Source organism: Pseudomonas guineae, from assembly GCF_900113745.1.
Classification (GTDB): domain Bacteria; phylum Pseudomonadota; class Gammaproteobacteria; order Pseudomonadales; family Pseudomonadaceae; genus Aquipseudomonas; species Aquipseudomonas guineae.
Window position 1 is genome coordinate 63,418 of the sequence record NZ_FOQL01000006.1, and the last position, 19,662, is coordinate 83,079.

The 19,662-nt window shown below is 57.5% G+C and carries 21 protein-coding genes; 10 read left to right on the forward strand and 11 right to left on the reverse strand.

Translation table 11 applies throughout. From position 1 onward, the window contains the following. Positions 1–41: 41 nt before the first annotated feature. The 3 genes from BMZ32_RS17715 (at position 42) to BMZ32_RS17725 (ending at position 3,868) form a co-directional block, all read left to right on the forward strand. Entirely contained in the window at positions 42–1,292 is a 1,251-nt protein-coding gene (locus BMZ32_RS17715) for a ribonucleotide-diphosphate reductase subunit beta (RefSeq protein ID WP_090244456.1), read from the forward strand. Between the two features lie 115 nt (positions 1,293–1,407). Then, a complete protein-coding gene (locus BMZ32_RS17720; protein WP_139213973.1) occupies positions 1,408–3,033 on the forward strand; it encodes a tetratricopeptide repeat protein in 1,626 nt (541 codons plus the stop codon). A gap of 304 nt (positions 3,034–3,337) precedes the next feature. Continuing rightward, positions 3,338–3,868 (forward strand): REP-associated tyrosine transposase, encoded by a 531-nt coding sequence (locus BMZ32_RS17725; RefSeq protein ID WP_090244460.1) that lies wholly within the window; start codon positions 3,338–3,340, stop codon positions 3,866–3,868. A 532-nt stretch (positions 3,869–4,400) separates the two neighbouring features. Here the strand turns inward: BMZ32_RS17725 and BMZ32_RS17730 are convergent. Beyond that, positions 4,401–4,622, reverse strand: a complete 222-nt coding sequence (locus BMZ32_RS17730; protein ID WP_090244462.1) for a glycine zipper 2TM domain-containing protein — start codon at positions 4,620–4,622, stop codon at positions 4,401–4,403. A gap of 282 nt (positions 4,623–4,904) precedes the next feature. Between BMZ32_RS17730 and BMZ32_RS17735 the strand changes: the two genes are divergently transcribed. The 3 genes from BMZ32_RS17735 (at position 4,905) to BMZ32_RS17745 (ending at position 6,999) form a co-directional block, all read left to right on the forward strand. Further along, positions 4,905–5,762 (forward strand): hypothetical protein, encoded by an 858-nt coding sequence (locus tag BMZ32_RS17735; protein ID WP_090244464.1) that lies wholly within the window; start codon positions 4,905–4,907, stop codon positions 5,760–5,762. 111 nt (positions 5,763–5,873) lie between these two features. Continuing rightward, entirely contained in the window at positions 5,874–6,569 is a 696-nt protein-coding gene (locus tag BMZ32_RS17740) for a GNAT family N-acetyltransferase (protein ID WP_090244467.1), read from the forward strand. Between the two features lie 28 nt (positions 6,570–6,597). Further along, the gene (locus tag BMZ32_RS17745) at positions 6,598–6,999 is read left to right on the forward strand and encodes an NUDIX hydrolase (RefSeq protein WP_090244469.1); all 402 of its coding nucleotides are present in this window, start codon (positions 6,598–6,600) and stop codon (positions 6,997–6,999) included. 76 nt (positions 7,000–7,075) lie between these two features. Here BMZ32_RS17745 and BMZ32_RS17750 read toward each other — a convergent pair whose 3' ends face one another. Next, positions 7,076–7,984 (reverse strand): haloalkane dehalogenase, encoded by a 909-nt coding sequence (locus tag BMZ32_RS17750; RefSeq protein ID WP_090244471.1) that lies wholly within the window; start codon positions 7,982–7,984, stop codon positions 7,076–7,078. A 227-nt stretch (positions 7,985–8,211) separates the two neighbouring features. Here BMZ32_RS17750 and BMZ32_RS17755 point away from each other — a divergent pair, with 227 nt between their 5' ends. Further along, positions 8,212–9,540 (forward strand): diguanylate cyclase domain-containing protein, encoded by a 1,329-nt coding sequence (locus tag BMZ32_RS17755; protein ID WP_090244473.1) that lies wholly within the window; start codon positions 8,212–8,214, stop codon positions 9,538–9,540. Between the two features lie 36 nt (positions 9,541–9,576). Here the strand turns inward: BMZ32_RS17755 and BMZ32_RS17760 are convergent, their stop codons facing one another. From BMZ32_RS17760 to BMZ32_RS17775, 4 genes are all read right to left on the reverse strand, one after another. Next, positions 9,577–10,428 carry a CAP domain-containing protein gene (locus BMZ32_RS17760; protein ID WP_090244475.1) on the reverse strand — a complete coding sequence of 284 codons (852 nt, stop codon included), beginning with the start codon at positions 10,426–10,428 and terminating at the stop codon, positions 9,577–9,579. A gap of 269 nt (positions 10,429–10,697) precedes the next feature. Further along, the gene (locus BMZ32_RS17765; RefSeq protein WP_090244478.1) at positions 10,698–11,114 is read right to left on the reverse strand and encodes an HPF/RaiA family ribosome-associated protein; all 417 of its coding nucleotides are present in this window, start codon (positions 11,112–11,114) and stop codon (positions 10,698–10,700) included. 245 nt (positions 11,115–11,359) lie between these two features. Beyond that, positions 11,360–12,121: an ABC transporter permease gene (locus BMZ32_RS17770; RefSeq protein WP_090244480.1), complete on the reverse strand. Its 762-nt coding sequence runs from the start codon at positions 12,119–12,121 to the stop codon at positions 11,360–11,362. Beyond that, positions 12,118–13,047, reverse strand: coding sequence for an ABC transporter ATP-binding protein (locus BMZ32_RS17775; RefSeq protein WP_090244482.1), 930 nt, complete (start codon positions 13,045–13,047; stop codon positions 12,118–12,120). Before BMZ32_RS17775 ends, BMZ32_RS17770 begins: the two co-directional genes overlap by 4 nt. A 172-nt stretch (positions 13,048–13,219) precedes the next feature. On the opposite strand from BMZ32_RS17775, the gene BMZ32_RS17780 reads away from it, so the two are divergent. Together BMZ32_RS17780 and BMZ32_RS17785 are read left to right on the forward strand one after the other, a co-directional pair. Continuing rightward, positions 13,220–13,519 (forward strand): I78 family peptidase inhibitor, encoded by a 300-nt coding sequence (locus tag BMZ32_RS17780; protein WP_167376778.1) that lies wholly within the window; start codon positions 13,220–13,222, stop codon positions 13,517–13,519. A gap of 70 nt (positions 13,520–13,589) precedes the next feature. Continuing rightward, positions 13,590–15,128 carry a sigma-54-dependent transcriptional regulator gene (locus BMZ32_RS17785; protein ID WP_090244486.1) on the forward strand — a complete coding sequence of 513 codons (1,539 nt, stop codon included), beginning with the start codon at positions 13,590–13,592 and terminating at the stop codon, positions 15,126–15,128. Between the two features lie 165 nt (positions 15,129–15,293). Here BMZ32_RS17785 and BMZ32_RS17790 read toward each other — a convergent pair whose 3' ends face one another. From BMZ32_RS17790 to BMZ32_RS17810, 5 genes are all read right to left on the reverse strand, one after another. Then, the gene (locus BMZ32_RS17790) at positions 15,294–16,205 is read right to left on the reverse strand and encodes an SDR family oxidoreductase (protein WP_090244488.1); all 912 of its coding nucleotides are present in this window, start codon (positions 16,203–16,205) and stop codon (positions 15,294–15,296) included. A 135-nt stretch (positions 16,206–16,340) separates the two neighbouring features. Then, complete coding sequence (locus BMZ32_RS17795) at positions 16,341–17,231, reverse strand: alpha/beta fold hydrolase (RefSeq protein WP_090244490.1); 891 nt, start codon at positions 17,229–17,231, stop codon at positions 16,341–16,343. Then, the gene (locus BMZ32_RS17800; RefSeq protein WP_090244492.1) at positions 17,228–18,010 is read right to left on the reverse strand and encodes a class II aldolase/adducin family protein; all 783 of its coding nucleotides are present in this window, start codon (positions 18,008–18,010) and stop codon (positions 17,228–17,230) included. Before BMZ32_RS17800 ends, BMZ32_RS17795 begins: the two co-directional genes overlap by 4 nt. Positions 18,011–18,123: 113 nt before the next feature. Next, positions 18,124–18,591, reverse strand: coding sequence for a cupin domain-containing protein (locus tag BMZ32_RS17805; protein WP_090244494.1), 468 nt, complete (start codon positions 18,589–18,591; stop codon positions 18,124–18,126). Next, positions 18,591–19,043: a flavodoxin gene (locus tag BMZ32_RS17810; RefSeq protein WP_090244496.1), complete on the reverse strand. Its 453-nt coding sequence runs from the start codon at positions 19,041–19,043 to the stop codon at positions 18,591–18,593. The genes BMZ32_RS17805 and BMZ32_RS17810 overlap by 1 nt, the downstream gene beginning before the upstream one ends. A gap of 112 nt (positions 19,044–19,155) precedes the next feature. Between BMZ32_RS17810 and BMZ32_RS17815 the strand changes: the two genes are divergently transcribed. Then, positions 19,156–19,617: a PAS domain-containing protein gene (locus BMZ32_RS17815; protein WP_090244498.1), complete on the forward strand. Its 462-nt coding sequence runs from the start codon at positions 19,156–19,158 to the stop codon at positions 19,615–19,617. Positions 19,618–19,662: the final 45 nt, after the last annotated feature.

Consider the following 19,662-nt stretch of genomic DNA (forward strand, 5'->3'; position numbering starts at 1 on the left):
CAGGCCGGTTATTTCACCGGCCCGTAAGCAGGAGCCAAGCCATGCTGAGCTGGGATGAATTTGACAAGGAAGACGGCGCCGACGCCGTTGTAGCCAACAACGCCTCTGCCCAACAGGCAGACATGGGCTTCGACAAGCTTGACCAAGTCGGCGGTGCTGCCGCTGTTGAAGCCCGCGCCGTAGCCAGCGACGACAGCGCTGCTGTCGCCCGCGCCAAAGCCTCGCTTGACCAACTCGACATCGCCGAAGGCCTGGCCGAGCTGGAAGGCACTGCCGCGCGCGTTGCCGTTGACGAAAAACGCATGATCAACTGCCGCGCCGACCTCAACCAGCTCGTACCCTTCAAGTACGACTGGGCCTGGCAGAAGTACCTGGATGGTTGCGCCAACCACTGGATGCCGCAAGAAGTGAACATGAACGCGGACATCGCGTTGTGGAAAACCCCAGACGGCCTGACCGACGACGAGCGCCGCATCGTTATGCGCAACCTCGGCTTCTTCTCCACTGCCGACAGCCTGGTTGCCAACAACCTCGCCCTGGCCGTGTACCGCCTGATCACCAACCCGGAGTGCCGCCAGTACATCCTGCGCCAAACCTTCGAAGAGGCGATCCACACCCACGCCTACCAGTACTGCATCGAATCGCTGGGCATGGATGAAGGCGCGATCTTCAACATGTACCACGAGATCCCATCGGTCGCGAAGAAAGCCAGCTGGGGCCTCAAGTACACCCGCTCGATCTCCGATCCGACCTTCAACACCGGCACGGTTGAGACCGACAAAGAACTGCTGCGCAACCTGATCGCCTACTACTGCGTACTGGAAGGCATCTTCTTCTACTGCGGCTTCACCCAGATCCTCTCCATGGGTCGCCGCAACAAGATGACCGGCGTGGCTGAGCAGTTCCAGTACATCCTGCGTGACGAGTCCATGCACTTGAACTTCGGCATCGACGTGATCAACCAGATCAAGATCGAAAACCCACACCTGTGGGATGCCCAGCTCAAAGACGAAGCCACCCAGATGATCCTGCAGGGCACTCAACTGGAAATCGAATACGCACGCGACACCATGCCGCGCGGCGTACTGGGCATGAACGCGGCAATGATGGAGGACTACCTCAAGTTCATCGCCAACCGTCGCCTAACCCAGATCGGTTTGAAGGAAGAGTACCCAGGTACCACCAACCCATTCCCATGGATGAGCGAAATCATGGACTTGAAGAAAGAGAAGAACTTCTTCGAGACGCGGGTTATTGAGTATCAGACCGGTGGGGCGTTGAGCTGGGATTGATTCCAGTTACTCACTGAAGAGTTAAGAGCGCTTTACCTGAAATGGATGTTTGGGGTGGCGATTAGCAAGATCAAAAGCCTCGCCTAGTGCGGGGCTTTTTTTATTAGAGGCCAACATGACAACACCAATGGAAATATTTAAATATGGCCTGGATTTTTTGGACAAAAATATTTGGCCAATAATACTTCTAGCATTTATATGCATAACAAGAAGAAGCATCGCAAACCTAGTCGATCGCCTCACAAAAATAAACTTCTCGTACGGCAGCGCAGCCGGAGGTATGGAAGCAGCGCCACCGATTTTAATAGCGGAAGTCACACCCACACCTCAAGGCTCGAAAGAACCACCAACCGAAATAGATCCCGCACAAAATGAGATCGATGAGCAACGAGGCTGGCTATCCAGAGCAATTGAAGCTCTAGAGGAAAAAGATTTCATTCTAGCCAATAAAATCTTCGACGAGACACAAAAAAATGAAGATAAAAAAGAAGAAAGATATGAAAACGAACTAGCATTCCTCTACTTCTCCTTCATATCAGGCGATGAGCAAGCAGCGCTAACAAAACTTGAGAAATTGCACGAACTCAGCACTAACGAAGAACAACTTTCCTCGGCAACTACCTGGCTAAATTTTGCATATAACGAAATTAAAGATTTCGAAAAATCAAAACAACTATTACAAGACTCAACAAATAGACTTACTAGTGAATCGCTAAAACTCCTGCACACCATAGAGCTAGCTAGAACATTAAACAACCTAGACAAACATAACGATGCAATAAACTTGCTTGAACAGCAACTGACAAAGGAAGTCAGTAATGACGAACGCTCAAATATTTATGAAGAACTTGGTAGATGTTTTAAATTTATAGATGACGAGTACTCCAGCTCAATTGCTCTAGAAAAATCGGCAGAATTTTCCAATGGAAATAGGGATAAAATATTCAATGCAGCCTACGCACAAAGCAACTCAAACCTAAATTTTCTTGCCATCGAAAACTACTCAACACTAATAAATCTAGATCCAAAACACGCACTAGCTCTAAACAACCTAGGCGTATGCGCAGCAGAACTAAAAATCCCAGAAAAACAAGTAGAACTATACGAGCGCTCAGCTGCGCAGAACTCTTCACTCGCAATGGCTAATCTCGCCACCCTTTATATACAAAACGGCTTTCTTAATGACGCAGAAAAAATACTAGAACACGCAATAAAGACAGAAGACCCGCACAAAAACGTTGGAAATACTCTGTTCTCCTTGAAAAATAGCAGAGCAGAAAATGAACAAAAGTGGAAAAACACACTTAAACACTCTAGAAACCTGCAACGAAAAATAAGATTATATGGAGAAGCATACTTTACCAAAATTAAAGTCACGGACCCATGGCTAGATGCTTGGGAAACCCAAGAAGGCCAAATAATCCAATTCACAATACACAACCAAAAAATAACAAGCACGTGGACTAGTAACGAGCTAGCGTTTGGTGAGAACAAAAATTTTGAACACACTCTAACTGGCACTACACACAACAAAACAGCCACACTGAAATACACAAAGAAGACTTTAACAGCGCGCCCCAAATCACTCCTTAATTTAACTCCTAACGTAGACTCAGACTTACTTGCATACATAAGCATTGACAACCAAAAAATCCATCTATTCCCGCGCAACGGAAAAAACGACCCAGAGTTCTTATTAGTAAATCCACAAGACAGAGAAATAAAAGCTGACGATCTTTAGTAAAAGGGGAAAGATTTATTTCCTCCGTCGCTTGCTTCTACTGGTTTCGCCCTTACGGCGAGTTACTTGATTCGCTGCGCTCACCCTTCGGGCCAGCCTGCGGCTGTTACTACGCTTCGCTCCGTATCTCTTTACTCGCGCAGAGAGTAACCAAAGAGCAAGCGAGTAGCCCGGACAACCACCGCAACGGTGGATGAAAAGAGCGTCATCCACCCTACAGACCACCGATATTCCGGCGTAGGGTGGACAACGCGAAGCTTGTCCACCATGGTTCAACGACCCAACCGCTCAAGGATGAGCCGCCATGCCCAACTACCGCCGCGCCCGTGTTGCCGGTGCCACTTACTTCTTTACTGTCAACCTGCGTGACCGCAGCAGCGATCTGCTGGTCCGTGAAATCGAGCTATTGCGCGAAACGGTACGCGCAACACGGTTGCGGCATCCCTTCCATATCGATGCCTGGGTGGTACTGCCCGAACACATGCACTGCATGTGGACGCTGCCACCCAGCGATGCCGACTTTGCGCTGCGCTGGAAGGTCATCAAATTCGCCTTCGCCAAACGTGTGCCACTCACCGAAGCACGCACCCTCAATCAACAACGCAGGCGCGAGCGTGGCATCTGGCAACGGCGCTACTGGGAACACCTGATCCGTGATGAACGGGATTACCAACGCCACTTCGACTACATCCATTACAACCCCCTCAAGCACGGGCATGTCGAACGGCTGGCGGACTGGCCCTATTCAAGCTTTCACCGCGCCGTGGCACAGGGGGTGTATTCAGAAGACTGGTGCATTGCGCCGGAGCCGGCCGCGAGCGGTTTGGGGGAGTGAGCCTGTAACGCGTCAACCACCGCAACGGTGGATGGATAAAGCGTCATCCACCCTACTCGTTCAGCAGGCCGAGCGGAGTCGTTGCGTAGAGGGTTGAGCGGCATGGATGCCGCGAGAGCCGTGATGGGCAAGGGAGGGCCCTTCATCGGTGGGCCGCATCCGGCCGGGCCCTCGGAGCAATTATGGAGCGAGGAAACGGAGCGCAGCGGAGTAACAGCCGCAGGCTGGTCCGAAGGGTGAGCCTAGCGAAACCCGAATGTCGGGCCGTTTTTCTTTTGCTTACTTTTCTTTGCACGAGCAAAGAAAAGTAAGGTGCCCGAGGGGCGCAACCCGCTCACCAGGCATCACCGATGCGGCGGACAACCACCATCCCAACACTCACTCGCCCACCAGCCAGCCCTATTGCCTCGTGGCTAAAGCCCCTCCCACAGAGAGTCCGCTGCTCAGCCTCGCTCAAGGTGGCAAGGGCTTTAGCCCGCAACGCTTGCGGCGTGAGCGCTAATGTCTGCATGACCTCACGCCATTCAGCCCATTACTTCTTATCTTTGTCTTTACCCACTTCGTGACCAATCACCCCGCCAACAGCAGCGCCAACGCCGGTGCACAGCACGCCGCCGCACAGCAAATTACCGGCCACACCGCCGACCACGGCGCCGCCTGCGGTGGTCTTGTCTTGGTGAGACATATTCGAGCAACCACTCAGGCCCAGGGTGGAAAGCAGAATGCCGGTGAACAGCAGTTTTGAAATGCTCATGTGATTGACTCCAGTGCGACGACTTATGCAATGCGCTGGCGAGTTGCCCGACTGCATAGAAGGCGCAGCATCATTGTGTACTCATTACGGGTTGCCGTCTGTGCGTCAGCGAGCTTAAGCCACAAAGCGGCTAACGCCCCGCCCGCGGACGGTGTAGCGCATGGCAACAGCCAACCAGCGGCAACCCGCGCAGAGGGTCAACTGAAGCCTGCGGCTGTCACCAGCCTGTCATACCCGAACTCGACACTGAGCATTCTGGATTAACCAATGAATGGAGCCCTCATGCCTAACCTCACCCTGCCCCGCACGCTGCTTGCTTCAATGTTGCTCAGTGCATTGAGTATCAGCAGCCTGTCTGCAGCTGAAATCGACAACAGCTCACTGGAGTCTGCTGATTTCAGGCCGCATGTTGCCACCTACGGCCTGGTTTACCGTTTGCCGGAAGCGGCTAATGCAACCCTCAGCAACAAGGTCACGCCGCGGGTAGAGCAAACATTGCGCGAGCTGAAGCTCAGCCGCGAGTTAGACACGATCAATATCCCTCACATCACGGTTGTGCATATTCACAGCGCCGACCCCACCACCCCGGAAAAAATGCTCGCTGCCCTGCCGAAGCCACCGGCGCCGCTGATGATCACGCTGAAAACCTTCTCGAAAACCGAAGCCGCCAAAGATGCCGGCCGGCCCTGGTGGCTTGATTTGGGCGTGGTCAAACAAGGCCAAGGCTTTGAACAGATGATGAGCTACAACACCGCCGCCACCGCCGCTCTGGCACCGCTGCGCGATGGCCCACTGCCGAGGGTGACGGGCCCGGTTTACGCGAAGATGAGCGACGCCGGTAAAGCACTGGTTAAGCAGGTGGGCGTTAGCGGGGTTAACGTCATCAAAGACGGCCAACCGCTGCTGGCGCATAACCCGCATAACACCTTGGTGTACAGCATGACCCCGCTCACCGCCGAGCTGAACGCTGGGCTCGACACATTGGTTGCCAAGCTGAATCAGGCGCAACCTGTGGGCATTGAGACGACCCTCAACGATGTGTCCATCGTGCAATTAGAGTTCGCCGGTAACGTCATCCGCGAGCTTTACCGCATCAGTTTGATTGACGGCAAGGTCAGCGACCTGCGCAACAAGCAATAGCGTTAGCCAGATCGTTCCCACGCACCGCGTAGGAACGATCAAACCCGAGGGCGTTACAATGCTGCCAGCGCTGATGTCCCCAATCGCGCATGCCCTGGAGCCAGACTGACGATGTTCACCCTTGTCCACCTGAATACCCCGCCACCCGAGTCGCTGAAAAGCCAGGTTCTGCAAATGGTGGTGGACTACCTCAGCGACATCAGCCCGGTATCGCTGACGCCCAGCAATCCGCTGTATCAGCTGTACCAGTACGTAATTGGCTACGAAATGCATCTGTATTTACAGGCCATGAACACTGATTTAGACAGCCGCGCGCAGTTGGTTCTGGCGCTGGATGATCTCGACCCGTCGCAGGTGCTGGGCTTTGCCCTTTACCTGCCAGCCCAGGATGACCCCGAGGCTTGCACCCTGGCCTATATGGCCGTGCAGGCCAGCCAGCGTAGACACGGGATTGCTCGGGCCATGGTGCAGCACATGGTCACGCGCCACCCGCATGCCGAATTGGCCTGTGTGGCCAGCCAAGTAGCGACCTTCGAGGCCATGGGTTTTCGCGTACTGGCGGCGCAGGGGCCACAGGTGCTGATGAATACCCGTGATCACAGCTCGGATGGGCTGTTTGCCATGCAGGACCTGGGGCCCATCTTCCAATCCAAGGAAGTCCAGCAGATCCACACTTACCTGCTCAAGCAGCACGGTAAAAAAGCCATGAGCGACGCGGAAAAACAGCGCGACCGCCTGCTCGACCAGATGACCCAGCGCGCACTGGCGCTGGTACACGAACGCCGCGCCTCAGGCTCTGTGCACTGAAACACCAGCCATAACTAAAGCGAACACCATGACCACGCTGATTATTGCCGCCGCCTGCCTGTTCGACGAGACGGACCGCCTGCTGCTGGTACGCAAACGCAACACCCAGGCCTTTATGCTGCCCGGCGGTAAAGCCGAGCCCGGCGAGGATGCGATCACCGCCCTAACCCGCGAGCTGCAAGAAGAACTCAATCTCAGCCTGGCAGCCCACGCGCTGCAGCCACTCGGTCAGTTCCGCGCCGCAGCAGCCAACGAGGCCGATACCTGGATCGACGCCAGCGTCTTCCAGGCCCGCCTAGCGCATGACGTTAGCGCCGCCGCCGAACTGGAAGAACTGCGCTGGCTCGCCCCCGGCGACGTGCCGCCAGACACCCTAGCACCGCTGCTGCGCGAGCATGTGCTGCCACTGCTCTGGCCGGCCGATCACTAGCCTCAAGCCGGGTTGAAACGGCGCAGCATTAGATACGCCGTACACCAAAGCCCAGGCGGCGCTGGCGATCTGCGGCTTATGGATTCGCCGCGATAAAGCTCACCACTACCTCAGCCAGCGCTTCGCCTTGGTCTTCTTGCAAGAAGTGGCCGCCATTGACAATGGTGGTGTGAGCCTGGCCTTGGGTACCGGGGATCAACTTCTGCATCACTTTGTCGCCCCCAGCGGTGATCGGGTCAGCGTCACTGAAGGCGGTGAGAAATGGCTTATCCCACTTCATCAACACTGCCCAGGCAGCGCGGTTTTTATCCGAGGCAGGATCAGTCGGGGTGATTGGCACCAGCAGGGGGAATTGCCGGGCGCCTTCCTTGTAAGATTCATCCGGGTACGGCGCGTCGTAAGCATCGATCACCGCTTGCGGCAGTTCGGTAGTGGTCGCACGGTTGATGATGGCGCCTGCCGGGAACTCGGGGACCTTCTGTGAGTAATCCTGCCAGCTTTTGAAAGCATCACCGGGGTTGTGATCGCCGGTGGGCAACATGGTGTTGGCGGCCACTACGCGGGCAAAGCGCTGCGGGTTTTCCGCGACCAGGCGCAGGCCAATCAAACCACCCCAATCCTGACAAACCAGGGTGATGTGCTGCAAGTTGAGCTGCTCAAGCACGGCCTGCATCCAGTCAACATGGCGTTGATAGGTGTAGTCGCTGCGCTTGCTCGGCTTGTCGGAGCGGCCAAAGCCAACCAGATCAGGGGCAATGACCCGGTGACCGGCGGCGACCAGAATAGGGATCATCTTGCGGTACAGGTAACTCCACGACGGCTCGCCATGCAGGAGTAACACCGGCGGCGCATCGGCAGGGCCTTCATCCAGGTAATGCACGCGCAACTGACCGCCTTCGCTGTCATCGACCGTGAGGTAATGGGCCTCGAATACGTAGCCTGGAAGGTTGGCGAAGCGATTGTCTGGGGTGCGAAGGACGTCCATGAATGAGCCTCTAGCATTGGGTTAAGACCCAGCATGGACGCGCGCGCAGTCGCGTTCAAGCCAGCGCGCAACGTGAATACCACCCTATTGAAATGCACAATCCCGCATCACAAAGGCGCGCTAATCAGTGCGCTAGGGTTCAAAATGCGCTGGCATAGAGCCACATAGCAGCCCATTCAACGTGCATACTGCACCGCACCAGCCGCTTTCAACGATGTAAATTATACGTGCTTGCTCACACGCCACTGCTCGTCACCGGCCTCGCCTTACTGCTGATGGCCACATCGACGTTGCTGCTGTTACAACGCCAACGCCGGCTCAAACAACAGCTGCACAATCACCGCGCGCTGCTGGACGCCAGCGCGAATGGTTTGTTGCTGCTCGACGATAAAGGCCTTATCCACCTGCACAACGCGGCTGCAGCCAACCTACTGAGTGCCAATACGTCGCTGCAGGGTACGGCGCTGCAGCAATGGTTACCGCAACTGGCGGCGCACGACACCCTGCCGGCGCACCAACGCCTGTCATTACCCAGCAGCGGCATCCCGCAGGCAGTCGACATCCACCGCATCCGCCGCGCCGGGCGGGGTGATGCACTTGTGCTGACACTCGCCACGCCGTTGCCAGAGGCCCCTGCTGAAGATGTCGAACGCTTCAAGCGCAGTCAGTATTTCGCCTGCATCGGGACCTGGGACTGGTCGATTGATACCGATACGCTCTATTGGTCAGAAGCCATTTACGCCATGTTCGGTTTCAAGCAAGGCGAGGTCACCCCGAGCTACAGCTTATTCTGCAGCTGTGTTCACCCGGATGACCGTGAGCAGGTACGCGCCGGCGAGCTGCAATGCATTGAAAGCGGCCACAACCATGACGAGGAATATCGCGTGGTCTGGCCCGATGGCAGCATCCATTGGCTGCGTGAAACCGGCAATGTGGTCAAGGATGCCAACGGCCAAGCGATCAAGATGATGGGCGTGGTACGCGACATCAGCGCCGAGAAAGCCTCGGTCAGCCAACTGGAGAAACTCGCCCATCACGACCCGCTGACCGGGTTACCTAACCGCCTGCAACTTGAAGAACATATGGCACGCTCGCTGAGCCGCGCGCACAGCGATAACACGCGCATGGCGTTGGTATTTATCGACCTCAACGGCTTCAAACAAATCAATGACGAGCATGGCCATGCTGTGGGCGACCAGCTACTAGTGGGCATCGCGCAACGTCTGTTAAAGGCACTGCGTGAATCGGATTTTGTCGCGCGCCTGGGCGGCGATGAGTTTGTGGTGATTATTGAAGGGCTGAGTCGCAGCAACAGCCTGGAAAAAGAAGCCCAGCAGATCAGCGAAAAAATTCTCCAGCGCCTGGCTCAGCCAATGCTGTTGGGTCATACCCAGCATACGATCGGCGCTAGTCTGGGTGTGGCCATGTACCCAGACCACGGCCCCAGCATCGACAGCCTGATCCATATTGCCGACCAGGCGATGTACCGAGCCAAGAGCAATGGCAACAACCAGTATTACCTGGGTTTACCCGCGAGCCGCGAAGACGAAGGCTAGCGCCACACTTACAGCACAACGCTTACCCGCGGCGGGTTACGGCGCGCCAAACATGGCCGTCCAGTAAATCCCGGCATCGCTTCGCGGGTCGTTGGCGTAGGCCGCGCCCAGCTCGCTGAACTGCGGGTTCATTAGGTTGGCGCAGTGACCAGGGCTGGCCAGCCAGCCGTCGACCACCTTACTTGCAGTGTCTAGCCCGGCGGCAATGTTCTCGCCGATGCGTTGGCCGCTGTAGCCGGCCAGTTCCGCGCGATCGCCCGGTGTACGGCCGTCCGGGTCCTGATGGTCGAAGAAGTTAACGTTGGCCATGGCGCGGCTATGGGCTTCGGCGGTGCTGCCCAGCGTGGTATTCCACGTCAGTGGCGTAGTGGCGGAAAAAAATTGGCTGCCACACTGGCGCGCTGTACTACGCGCGACGTTGAGTTGGCTGAGCAGCTTCTGCCCTTCTGCTTGCCAGTCACCTAACCGCGCGGTCATTAACGGTCTAGCCAGCAGGATGCGCCAGTCGCGGCCCTGTTGATAAATACCGATATCGACAAACTGCGGGTCCAGGACGATTTTGCAGAAACTCTCCTGCAGTACCTCTAGCGCCGCTGCTGCATCCCGCGGACCGGACAGGCTGATGGCCTGCACATTAACCATCGGGTAGCCCGCCGCGCTCATGGCCTGCTGTAAATCCCTGGCACGGCCGATGGACTGCACCAAGCGCGTGTCGGCCGTCAGGGGTGGCAACTCGGCAGAGGCCTGAGCGCCACAGCGTTGCACTTCACCGCGATAGCTGTTGATCAATTCGAACAACTGCGCCTCTTCCGCGGCCTGCGCGCCAGTGACCAGCGACACCCCGAGCAACAGGGCGGCACACGCCCGACTCAATAACCTGCGATTCATAAATTCCCTCGACCTGACGATGACGATACGGCGTATAGATGACGGTGACGTGTGACAGTGGCGTGATGATCTTGGCGCACCTCTTACGCTGAAACCAGCATCGCATGCAGACGTATGACAGCAAACCATGCGAGCCGTCTGGGCTGACGATATAGGCAGTGGCGGTTGCCAATACCCCCCCCTGAAACGACAGCGCCCCCGCAGAAAACTGCGGGGGCGCGTGGATAAGGGTTTAAGGCAGCCAGCTGTGCGGCCGGCTGTGGTGCTTACTATGGCAAGGCGCGCAATTGCTCCTCGGCGAGGAAGTCTTCACGTAACAACGCATCCTGACCTGGGATATCAACGGCTTCATCGGCTTGCAGCGGGGTGGCGCGCTTGCTGCGTAACTTGCCGAACTGGTGCTCAAGGGCGTGATGCAGCTTCTCGATGGCACCATCGATGGACTGTTCCAGTGACTCAGACTTGTGGGTAACAGAGAGTGGTTGCAGGCCCTTTGGCCGTGCTTCGATCTGGCAGCGCTTGTCATGCGCACCGGCTTTGGCACCGTTGTCGTCATGCAGGTGGACAACAATACGCGTCAACTCGTCATCGAAGCGTTCCAGCTTGCTGGCAACGCTGGCACTTACCCATTCAACCAAACGGGCACTGCCTTCGATGTGTTTATCGCTGTGAACTTGGATTTGCATAAAGCTTTCCTTCTTCAACTGTTCGCGAATGCGTTGCCTACCAAGGCAACAACTCCAGCCTACGCCATTGAGCCCCCCTTTAGGCAAGCCCTAAGTCGTTGGTCTTAACCACAAATTTGCGCAGCAACCGCCCCTCAATTGGCTGTAAGCCTTGTGTCCTGTGCTTTTCAGTCATGGCGCTGCAAATCAAACAAAGTTTGTCCGCTGCTCGATTTGCAACATTCCTGGGTTAGCTGCCTAAGGATCTAGCTCTTGAGCCGATAACCGGTTTTGAAAATTACGCCCACCGCCAAGATACACAGCAGCAGAAAGCCGAGAATCATCACCAGGCTCAAACCCACGTTGACATCGGACACACCGTAGAAGCTCCAGCGAAACGCACTGATCAGGTACACCACCGGGTTGAATAGGGTCACGGTCTGCCAGGCCGGCGGCAGCATGCTGATCGAGTAGAACGCCCCGCCGAGGAAGGTTAGCGGCGTGACGATCAACGCCGGCACGATCTGCAGCTTCTCCCAGCCATCAGCCCAGACGCCGATGATGAAACCAAACAGGCTGAAGGTCAGCGCCGTTAGCACCAGAAACGCCAGCATCCAGAACGGGTGGAGAATCTCGAAGTCGACAAACAGCCGGGCGGTAAACAAGATCACCAAGCCGAGAATGATCGACTTGGTGGCCGCAGCGCCGACATAACCCGTGAGGATTTCCAAGTAAGACACCGGTGCCGACAGCAGCTCGTAAATACTCCCCGAGTACTTGGGCATGTAGATGCCGAACGAGGCGTTGGAAATGCTCTCGGTGAGCAGCGCTAGCATGATCAACCCCGGCACGATAAACGCGCCGTAGCTGACGCCTTGCACCTGGGTCATGCTCGAACCGATGGCCGAGCCGAACACCACGAAATACAGCGACGTACTGATCACCGGGGTGGCAATACTTTGCAGCAGAGTGCGCCAGGTGCGCGCCAGTTCGAACAAGTAAATGGCGCGGATTGCATAGAAATTCATCGACGCGACTCCTGTACGAGGTTGACGAAAATATCTTCCAGCGAACTCTGGCTGGACTGCAGGTCTTTGAAATCGATGCCGTGCTGAGCCAGGTCTTTGAGCAATTCGGCAATGCCGGTGTGCTCACTCTGTGCATCAAAGGTGAAGACCAGAGCGTGGCCGTCATCAGTCAGTTCCAGCGCGTAGCGCGCCAGTTCGGCGGGGATGCTCGCCAACGGCTGCTGCAGGTGCAGGGTCAGCTGCTTCTTGCCGAGCTTGTGCATCAACGCCTGTTTATCTTCCACCAGAATGATCTGGCCTTTGCTGATGACGCCGATGCGGTCGGCCATTTCTTCGGCTTCTTCGATGTAGTGAGTGGTGAGGATGATGGTCACCCCACGCTCACGCAGGCCGCGCACCATGTTCCACATATCGCGGCGCAGCTCGACATCGACGCCGGCAGTGGGCTCATCAAGAAACAAAATCTGCGGCTCATGCGACAACGCCTTGGCAATCATCACCCGGCGCTTCATGCCGCCCGACAGCTCGAAAATCTTCGCGTCGCGCTTGTCCCACAGCGACAGGTCCTTGAGTAGCTGCTCCAGGTAGGCGGGGTTAGGCTTTTTGCCGAACAGGCCGCGACTGAATTTCACTGTGGCCCAGACAGTTTCAAACACATCGCTGACCAACTCCTGCGGCACCAGGCCGATCTGCGCACGAGCGGCGCGGTAGTCTTTGATGATGTCTTGGCCACCCACCAGTACCCGCCCGCTGCCCGGGTTAACGATGCCGCAGATGATACTGATCAGGGTGGTCTTGCCCGCGCCGTTGGGCCCGAGCAGGGCAAAGATCTCGCCGGGGCGAATATCCAGATTGATGTCCTGCAGCGCCGGATGCCCGCTGGCGTAGGTCTTGCTCAGTTGTTGAATCGAGATCACCGCTTGCACAGGACCACCTTCTCTGGGGAAAAGGCTAATTGTAAGGAAGTTGCCCAGGCTTGCGCAGTTGCTGATGGCTTAATCTGCGTGATCCGGCGCGGATAACTCACTCAGCAGCGTTGAGCTGCAGCCGATGCGGCTGCTAGGCTGGCGGAAGTTTTACTCAAACAAGGAATGCACCATGGCTCTTCGTCACCACCTCGCCAGCCTTAGCCTGCTTGCCCTGCTGGCCGGCTGCAGCTCGCCGCAGCCGGCGCACTCCGTGGCAGAAATCAGCGGCGACTGCACTGTCGAGAAGCTGCAAGGCACGCTTGGCCAACAGGCCAGCGCCAAACAGATTGAGCAACTGCAGCTCAAAGCCAACGCCACCTTTGTCCGCGTACTCGCCCCCGGCGACGCCGCCACCCTGGACTACAACCTGCAGCGGTTGAATATTCATATCGATGAAAGCGAAACCATCACCCGCCTGACCTGCGGCTAAGCGCTGTTAACTAAGCCAAACAGACCGGGCATACTGGCGCACCTGTCACCCAGTCTGGCCGCCCATTTCCATGCGTATTCACGTTACCTTTATCGACCGCGTTGGCATCACCCAGGAAGTGCTGGCCCTGCTCGGCGGGCGCAATCTCAACCTGGATGCGGTGGAAATGGTGCCGCCCAACGTCTACATCGACGCGCCGACCTTGCGCCCCGAGGTGCTCGACGAACTGCGTGAAGCGTTGTTCAAGGTGCATGGCGTAAAAGCCGTGACCATTGTCGACATCCTTCCCGGCCAGCGCCGCCACCTGCAGCTCGACGCCCTGCTCGCCGCCATGACCGATCCAGTACTTGCGGTCGACAGCCAGGGTCGCGTGCTGCTGGCCAACCCGGCGCTGCTCGAACTCTGCGGCCAGCCGCCAGAAGGGCTGGGGATCGGCGAGTTGTTTGCAGACCCGCAGCTGCAGACCGAGATGTTAGAGCAGGGCTTTCGCCTGCCCATGCGTGAGATCACCCTAAAGGGCCAAGCCCTGCTGCTGGATGCGCAACCGATTAGCGAAAGCGTGGACGGCGGTGCGCGGCGCCTGGCCGGCGGCCTGCTCAGCTTGTATGCACCAAGCCGTATCGGCGAACGTCTGGCGGCCCTGCACCATGACCACGCCGAGGGTTTTGACTCGCTGCTCGGCGACTCCGCACCGATTCGCAACCTAAAAACTCGCGCCCAACGTGTCGCCACCCTGGATGCACCATTGCTGATACAAGGCGAAACCGGCACCGGTAAAGAACTGGTGGCGCGTGGCTGTCATGCCATCAGTACGCGGCGTACAGCACCGTTTCTCGCGCTTAACTGCGCGGCATTGCCAGAGAACCTCGCCGAAAGTGAACTATTCGGCTATGCCCCAGGGGCCTTCACCGGCGCCCAGCGTGGCGGCAAACCGGGGCTGTTGGAGCTGGCTAACCAGGGCACGGTGTTTCTCGATGAGATCGGCGAGATGTCGCCTTACCTGCAGGCCAAGCTGCTGCGTTTTTTGAGCGACGGCACCTTCCGCCGGGTCGGCGGCGAGCATGAGGTGAAGGTTAATGTGCGAATTCTCAGCGCCACCCATCGCGACCTGGAAAAAATGGTCAACGAAGGCGCCTTCCGCGAAGACTTGTTCTATCGCTTGAATGTACTGAACCTAGAAGTGCCACCGCTGCGCGAACGCGGCCAAGACATTCTGCTGCTAGCACGGCATTTTATGCAGCAGGCGTGCGCGCAGATCCAACGCCTACCCTGCCGGCTCACACCAGATACCTACCCGGCATTGCTGAGTAACCGCTGGCCGGGCAATGTGCGCCAGTTGCAGAACGTGATTTTCCGCGCAGCGGCTATTTGCGAGAGTAATCTGGTGCAGATCGATGACTTGGACATCGCCAGCACTGCCGTTGCCGCACAACAAAACCACGGCGACGTGAACAGCCTGGAAGCGGCCGTGGCTGAGTTCGAGAAGGCCTTGCTGGTAAAGCTCTACCCCAGCCATCCGTCGACCCGGCAACTGGCCGCGCGCCTGCACACCTCGCACAGCGCCATCGCCATGCGTTTGCGCAAATACGGGATTCCGGGTAAGGGCTAAAGCCTCAGGTTTAAGCCGCAGGATGCATGTGTACTCACCTAACGCAGCGAGGCGCGACGGGTCATCGAGCCGTTTTCTCAGGGTTCACGCGCATAACCAAGGCCTGAAAAAGCAAAAGGCCGGCATTTAGCCGGCCTTCACCTTAAAGCCTTGCTCAGTGCGTAATCAGAGGGCGAACTTCTGCAAGTTGGCCATCATCTCTTTCATCGCTTCGATATTGTCCTTCGGGTGGGCGGCGCCCTCGAAGTCGCAGATCTGCGCAAAGTTGGCCGCGACATCTTCCGGGCTGTAGCCTTCACGCGGGTCGAAACCCGCACCCAGGCTGCGCTCCCAACGCACTTTACCCATCCAGCCGCCGCCGACTTCGAACAGGCCAGAGGTTTCTTCGCAGGCATTGCTGGCCAGGTACACCACTAGCGGGCTGACCAACTCAGGCTTGAGCTGCTCGAACACCTGTGGCGGAATCAGCCCTTCGGTCATGCGCGTGCCGCCGGTCGGGGCAATGGCGTTGACCAGAATGTTGTTCTTGCGCCCTTCGAGGGCCAGGGTGCGGGTCAAACCGTACAGACCAAGTTTGGCCATGCCGTAGTTGGACTGACCGAAGTTACCGTAGATGCCCGAGGTGGACGCAGTGAAGATGATGCGACCGTAGCCCTGCTCGCGCATATGCGGCCAGGCCGCACGGGTGACCTTGTATGCACCTTCAACGTGGACTTTGTAGACCAGGTCCCAGTCGGCGTCTTCCATCTTATGGAAGGTTTTATCGCGCAGGATGCCGGCGTTGTTCACCACCACATCAATGCGGCCGAAGGTGTCCAGCGCGCACTGTACGATTTTCTCGCCGTCTGTTACCGAGTCATGGTTAGCCACCGCTGTCCCGCCAGCAGCGCGGATCTCCTCAACCACTTTGTCGGCTGCCGAAGCGTTAGCCCCTTCGCCGTGGGTGCTGCCGCCGAGATCGTTAACCACTACTTTAGCGCCGTGCTTGGCGAACAACAGCGCATGGGCGCGACCTAGGCCACCACCTGCACCGGTGACGATTACAACCTGGTCTTGAAAACGGATGGCGTCGCTCATGCAGCATTCCTCAGCAGATTAACAATGCCCCGAGTGTCTAGCAGGCGCGCCTTGGTCACAATAGACACGAGTAGCGCTGAATGGTGCGCGATAAAGCAGCGGGATAATCAGGCGCGAGTAACCAGCCGCCGTTGATCACGCCGGCGTCAAGGCCTGACGAAACGCCAGATAGTGCTGCAGAACCTGCTCAGCGGCTTCGACCTGGGGGTAATGGCCAATGCCGGCGAGCAGCACGGTGTCGGCATCGGCAATCAATTCCCGGTAGCGCGCGACCATATGCGCACCGGAAATCGGGTCGGCGGCGCCATCAATCACCCGTAGCGGCACCCCGCCTTTTTGCATCGCCGCGACCCAGCGCTCACGCTGCACACGGCGCTCAGGCATATAGCGAATCAGCCGATGCATCACGCCAGGGCCATTGTTTTCGGCGACCAGGCTCCAGAAACCATCCAACTCACCCGAACTCGGCTGGGTCTGTGGGCCGAATACCTTGGCAAAACTGGCCGCCAGTTTTTTGCGACTGAACAACCTGCCAATCAGTGGGCCGATGGGGCTGAGCAGCAGCTTCTGCACCAGCACTGGGCGATGGGTTTCAGGGAACAAGCCGCCATTAAGAAACACGCAGCTGGCCAGCTTGAAGCGCCGCTCGTGATGCCGCGCCAGTAATTCCTGAGCCACGCTGTCACCATAGTCATGGGCCAGTACATGCACAGGCCCCTTGGTATGCAAATGCGCGAGTAAGGCCTGCTGCAGATCAGCCTGCTCAAGCAGGCTGTAGGCATGCCCGTGCGGCTTGGCCGAGTCGCCAAAGCCGAGCATGTCGCAGGCAATCACCCGATAACGTGCGGCCAGCGGTGCCCACAGGTAATGCCAATCCCAACTGGCGGTGGGGAAACCATGAATCAACAGCAGTGGCTCGGCATGTTCATCGCCCGCCACCCAGTAGCGCATGGCATGCCCCTGAAAACTAAAACTCAGGCCCTGAGCGCGCCAGGCCGCCAAGGTAATACCGGGTAAGGTACTCACGCGTCGTAACCCGGCATCTGCTGATCGAGCTTACGCAGCAGCGCCGGCCAGGCCAGTGAACCACCCATGCCCTGCGCACTTTTCATCACGCCTGCGACCATGGCCTTGGCACCGTCGAGAATTTGCTGCGGGATATGGATCAGCTCAGCGCCCCCACTTTGCGCCATGACTTGAATCTCGCAGGCGCGCTGCAGGGTGAACATCATCAGGAAGGTATCGGCAATGCTATTAGAGGCCGTGAGCAGCCCGTGGTTGGGCAGGATCATAAAATTCTTATCGCCCAAGTCGGCCTGCAGCCGCGCCTTCTCGTCATGATTCAGCGCTACGCCTTCATAGCCGTGATAGGCCAGACTGGACAATACAAACAGGGATTGCTGCGACAACGGCAGTAAGCCCTGCTTTTGCGCCGAAACGGCAATCCCTGCAGCCGTGTGGATATGCACCACACAGGCGACATCGTGGCGCACTTCATGCACCGCGCTGTGGATGGTGTAACCGGCTGGGTTGATGCTAAAGGGGCTGTCCATCAGCTTGTTGCCGGCGAGATCAATCTTCACCAGGCTGGAGGCGCTGATTTCATGGAACATCAGGCCGAAGGGGTTAATCAGGAACTCTTCGCTGCCGGGAATCTTCGCCGAAATATGAGTGAAGATCAGGTCATCCCAGCCATGCAGGGCAATCAACCGGTAACACGCGGCCAGATCGACGCGGGTCTGCCACTCGGCGGCAGAGACTTGATCTTTGAGGCTTACAACAGGCAGGGCATGGGCGACGGTCATGGCAGATTCCTCGGCAGTTCTTGTTAGACGTGCCAAGCAGTCTAGCGAGCGCAGCGAGAAAAATAAGTCGCTCTAGCGGCCAGCATGCTGACCTTAGAGGTCAGCTGTGGGTTTCAAACGCATTCGGGATGCAGCTGACGCAGCAGCGGCCAGTCGTGTTGCGCGTGCTCGTCGTCGCTAAGCAAGCGAAAACCGGCGAAGTCAAAGCCAGGCGCCACCGTACAGCCGACCAAGGTGAAGTCGCCTAGGCTGCGCGCAGTTTGCCAGGCGTGAGCACGCACCGCGCGTTGCGGCAATTGCTCAGCGTTCACCGGGCCCAGGCGTTCACGGCGAATGGCATCAGGCTGCTCGGCAATCAGCAGCTCAAGCGGCGCGCCCTCATAAAAATGCCAGAGCTCATCGGCATCCACCCGATGCCAACGACTAACCACGCCTGCTGGCAGCAGAAAAACAATCGCACTGCTGCACAAACGACCATCAGCGGATTGCTGAGACGACTCGAACAACCGCCGGTAGTAGCCGCCTTCGGGGTGAGCCTGCAGCTGCAGCGCAGCGATCAGCTCTTGCGCGCGCGGGTGCATTAAGCTTGCAGCTTCGCGATAAAGTCCGCCAGCCAAGGCTCGGCGTCGGTTTCTGGCGTCACACTTTCGCTGCTGTCCAGACGCAGCATTGGCAGCACTTCAACAATGCCCAGCTCGGCAAACAACTCGCTCACCAATTCACCACCGCCACAGAAGGTATCGCCATAGCTGGAATCACCGAGGGCAATCACCGCACCCGGCAGGCCATTCCAGGCTGGCAAATGATCGCGGATGGCGTAGTACAGCGGCTGTAGATTATCCGGCAACTCGCCCATACCAGTGGTTGAGGTCACCGCGAGAAAAGCCTCGGGCGCAAAAGCCTGAATCTCGGCCAGACTGGCTCGTGGGTTGTGCCAGGCTTCAAGGCCTGCGGCATTCAGCAGGCGCTCGGCGTGGCGAGCAACTTCTTCGGCGGTGCCGTATACCGAACCGGAAAAGATGGCGATTTTCATGCAAAACTCCGAAACATACAGAACCAAGACGATAAGCTCGGCATTATGCCGCAAGTAGACAGCCCGCCCGGATGTTTTAGAATGCAGCGGACATAGACTGGGAAATCGCCTCATGATCAACGCCAAACTCCTACAACTGGTGGTCAACGCCTCCAACGACGGCATCGTGGTTGCCGAACAGGAAGGTGACGACAACATCCTGATCTATGCCAACCCCGCTTTTGAAAAGCTCACCGGCTACGCCAGTGACGACATCCTCTACCAGGATTGCCGCTTCCTACAGGCCGGCGACCGCGACCAGGTCGGTCTGGACGCCATCCGTGAAGCGGTTAAGGCGCACCGTCCGAGCCGGCAGATCATCCGCAATTACCGCAAAGACGGCAGCGTGTTCTGGAACGAGCTGTCGATCACGCCTGTGGTCAACGATGCAGACCAGCTGACTTACTACATCGGTATCCAGAAAAACGTTACCGAGCAGGTTGAGGCGCAGGAGCGGGTCAAGGAGCTGGAAGCCGAGCTGGCCATACTCAAGGCCGAGCTAGCCAAACTACAGGCGACGACCGGCAGTAACTAACCCGACCTGGCGCGGTCACAACAGCTACTGAAGCTTGATATAGGC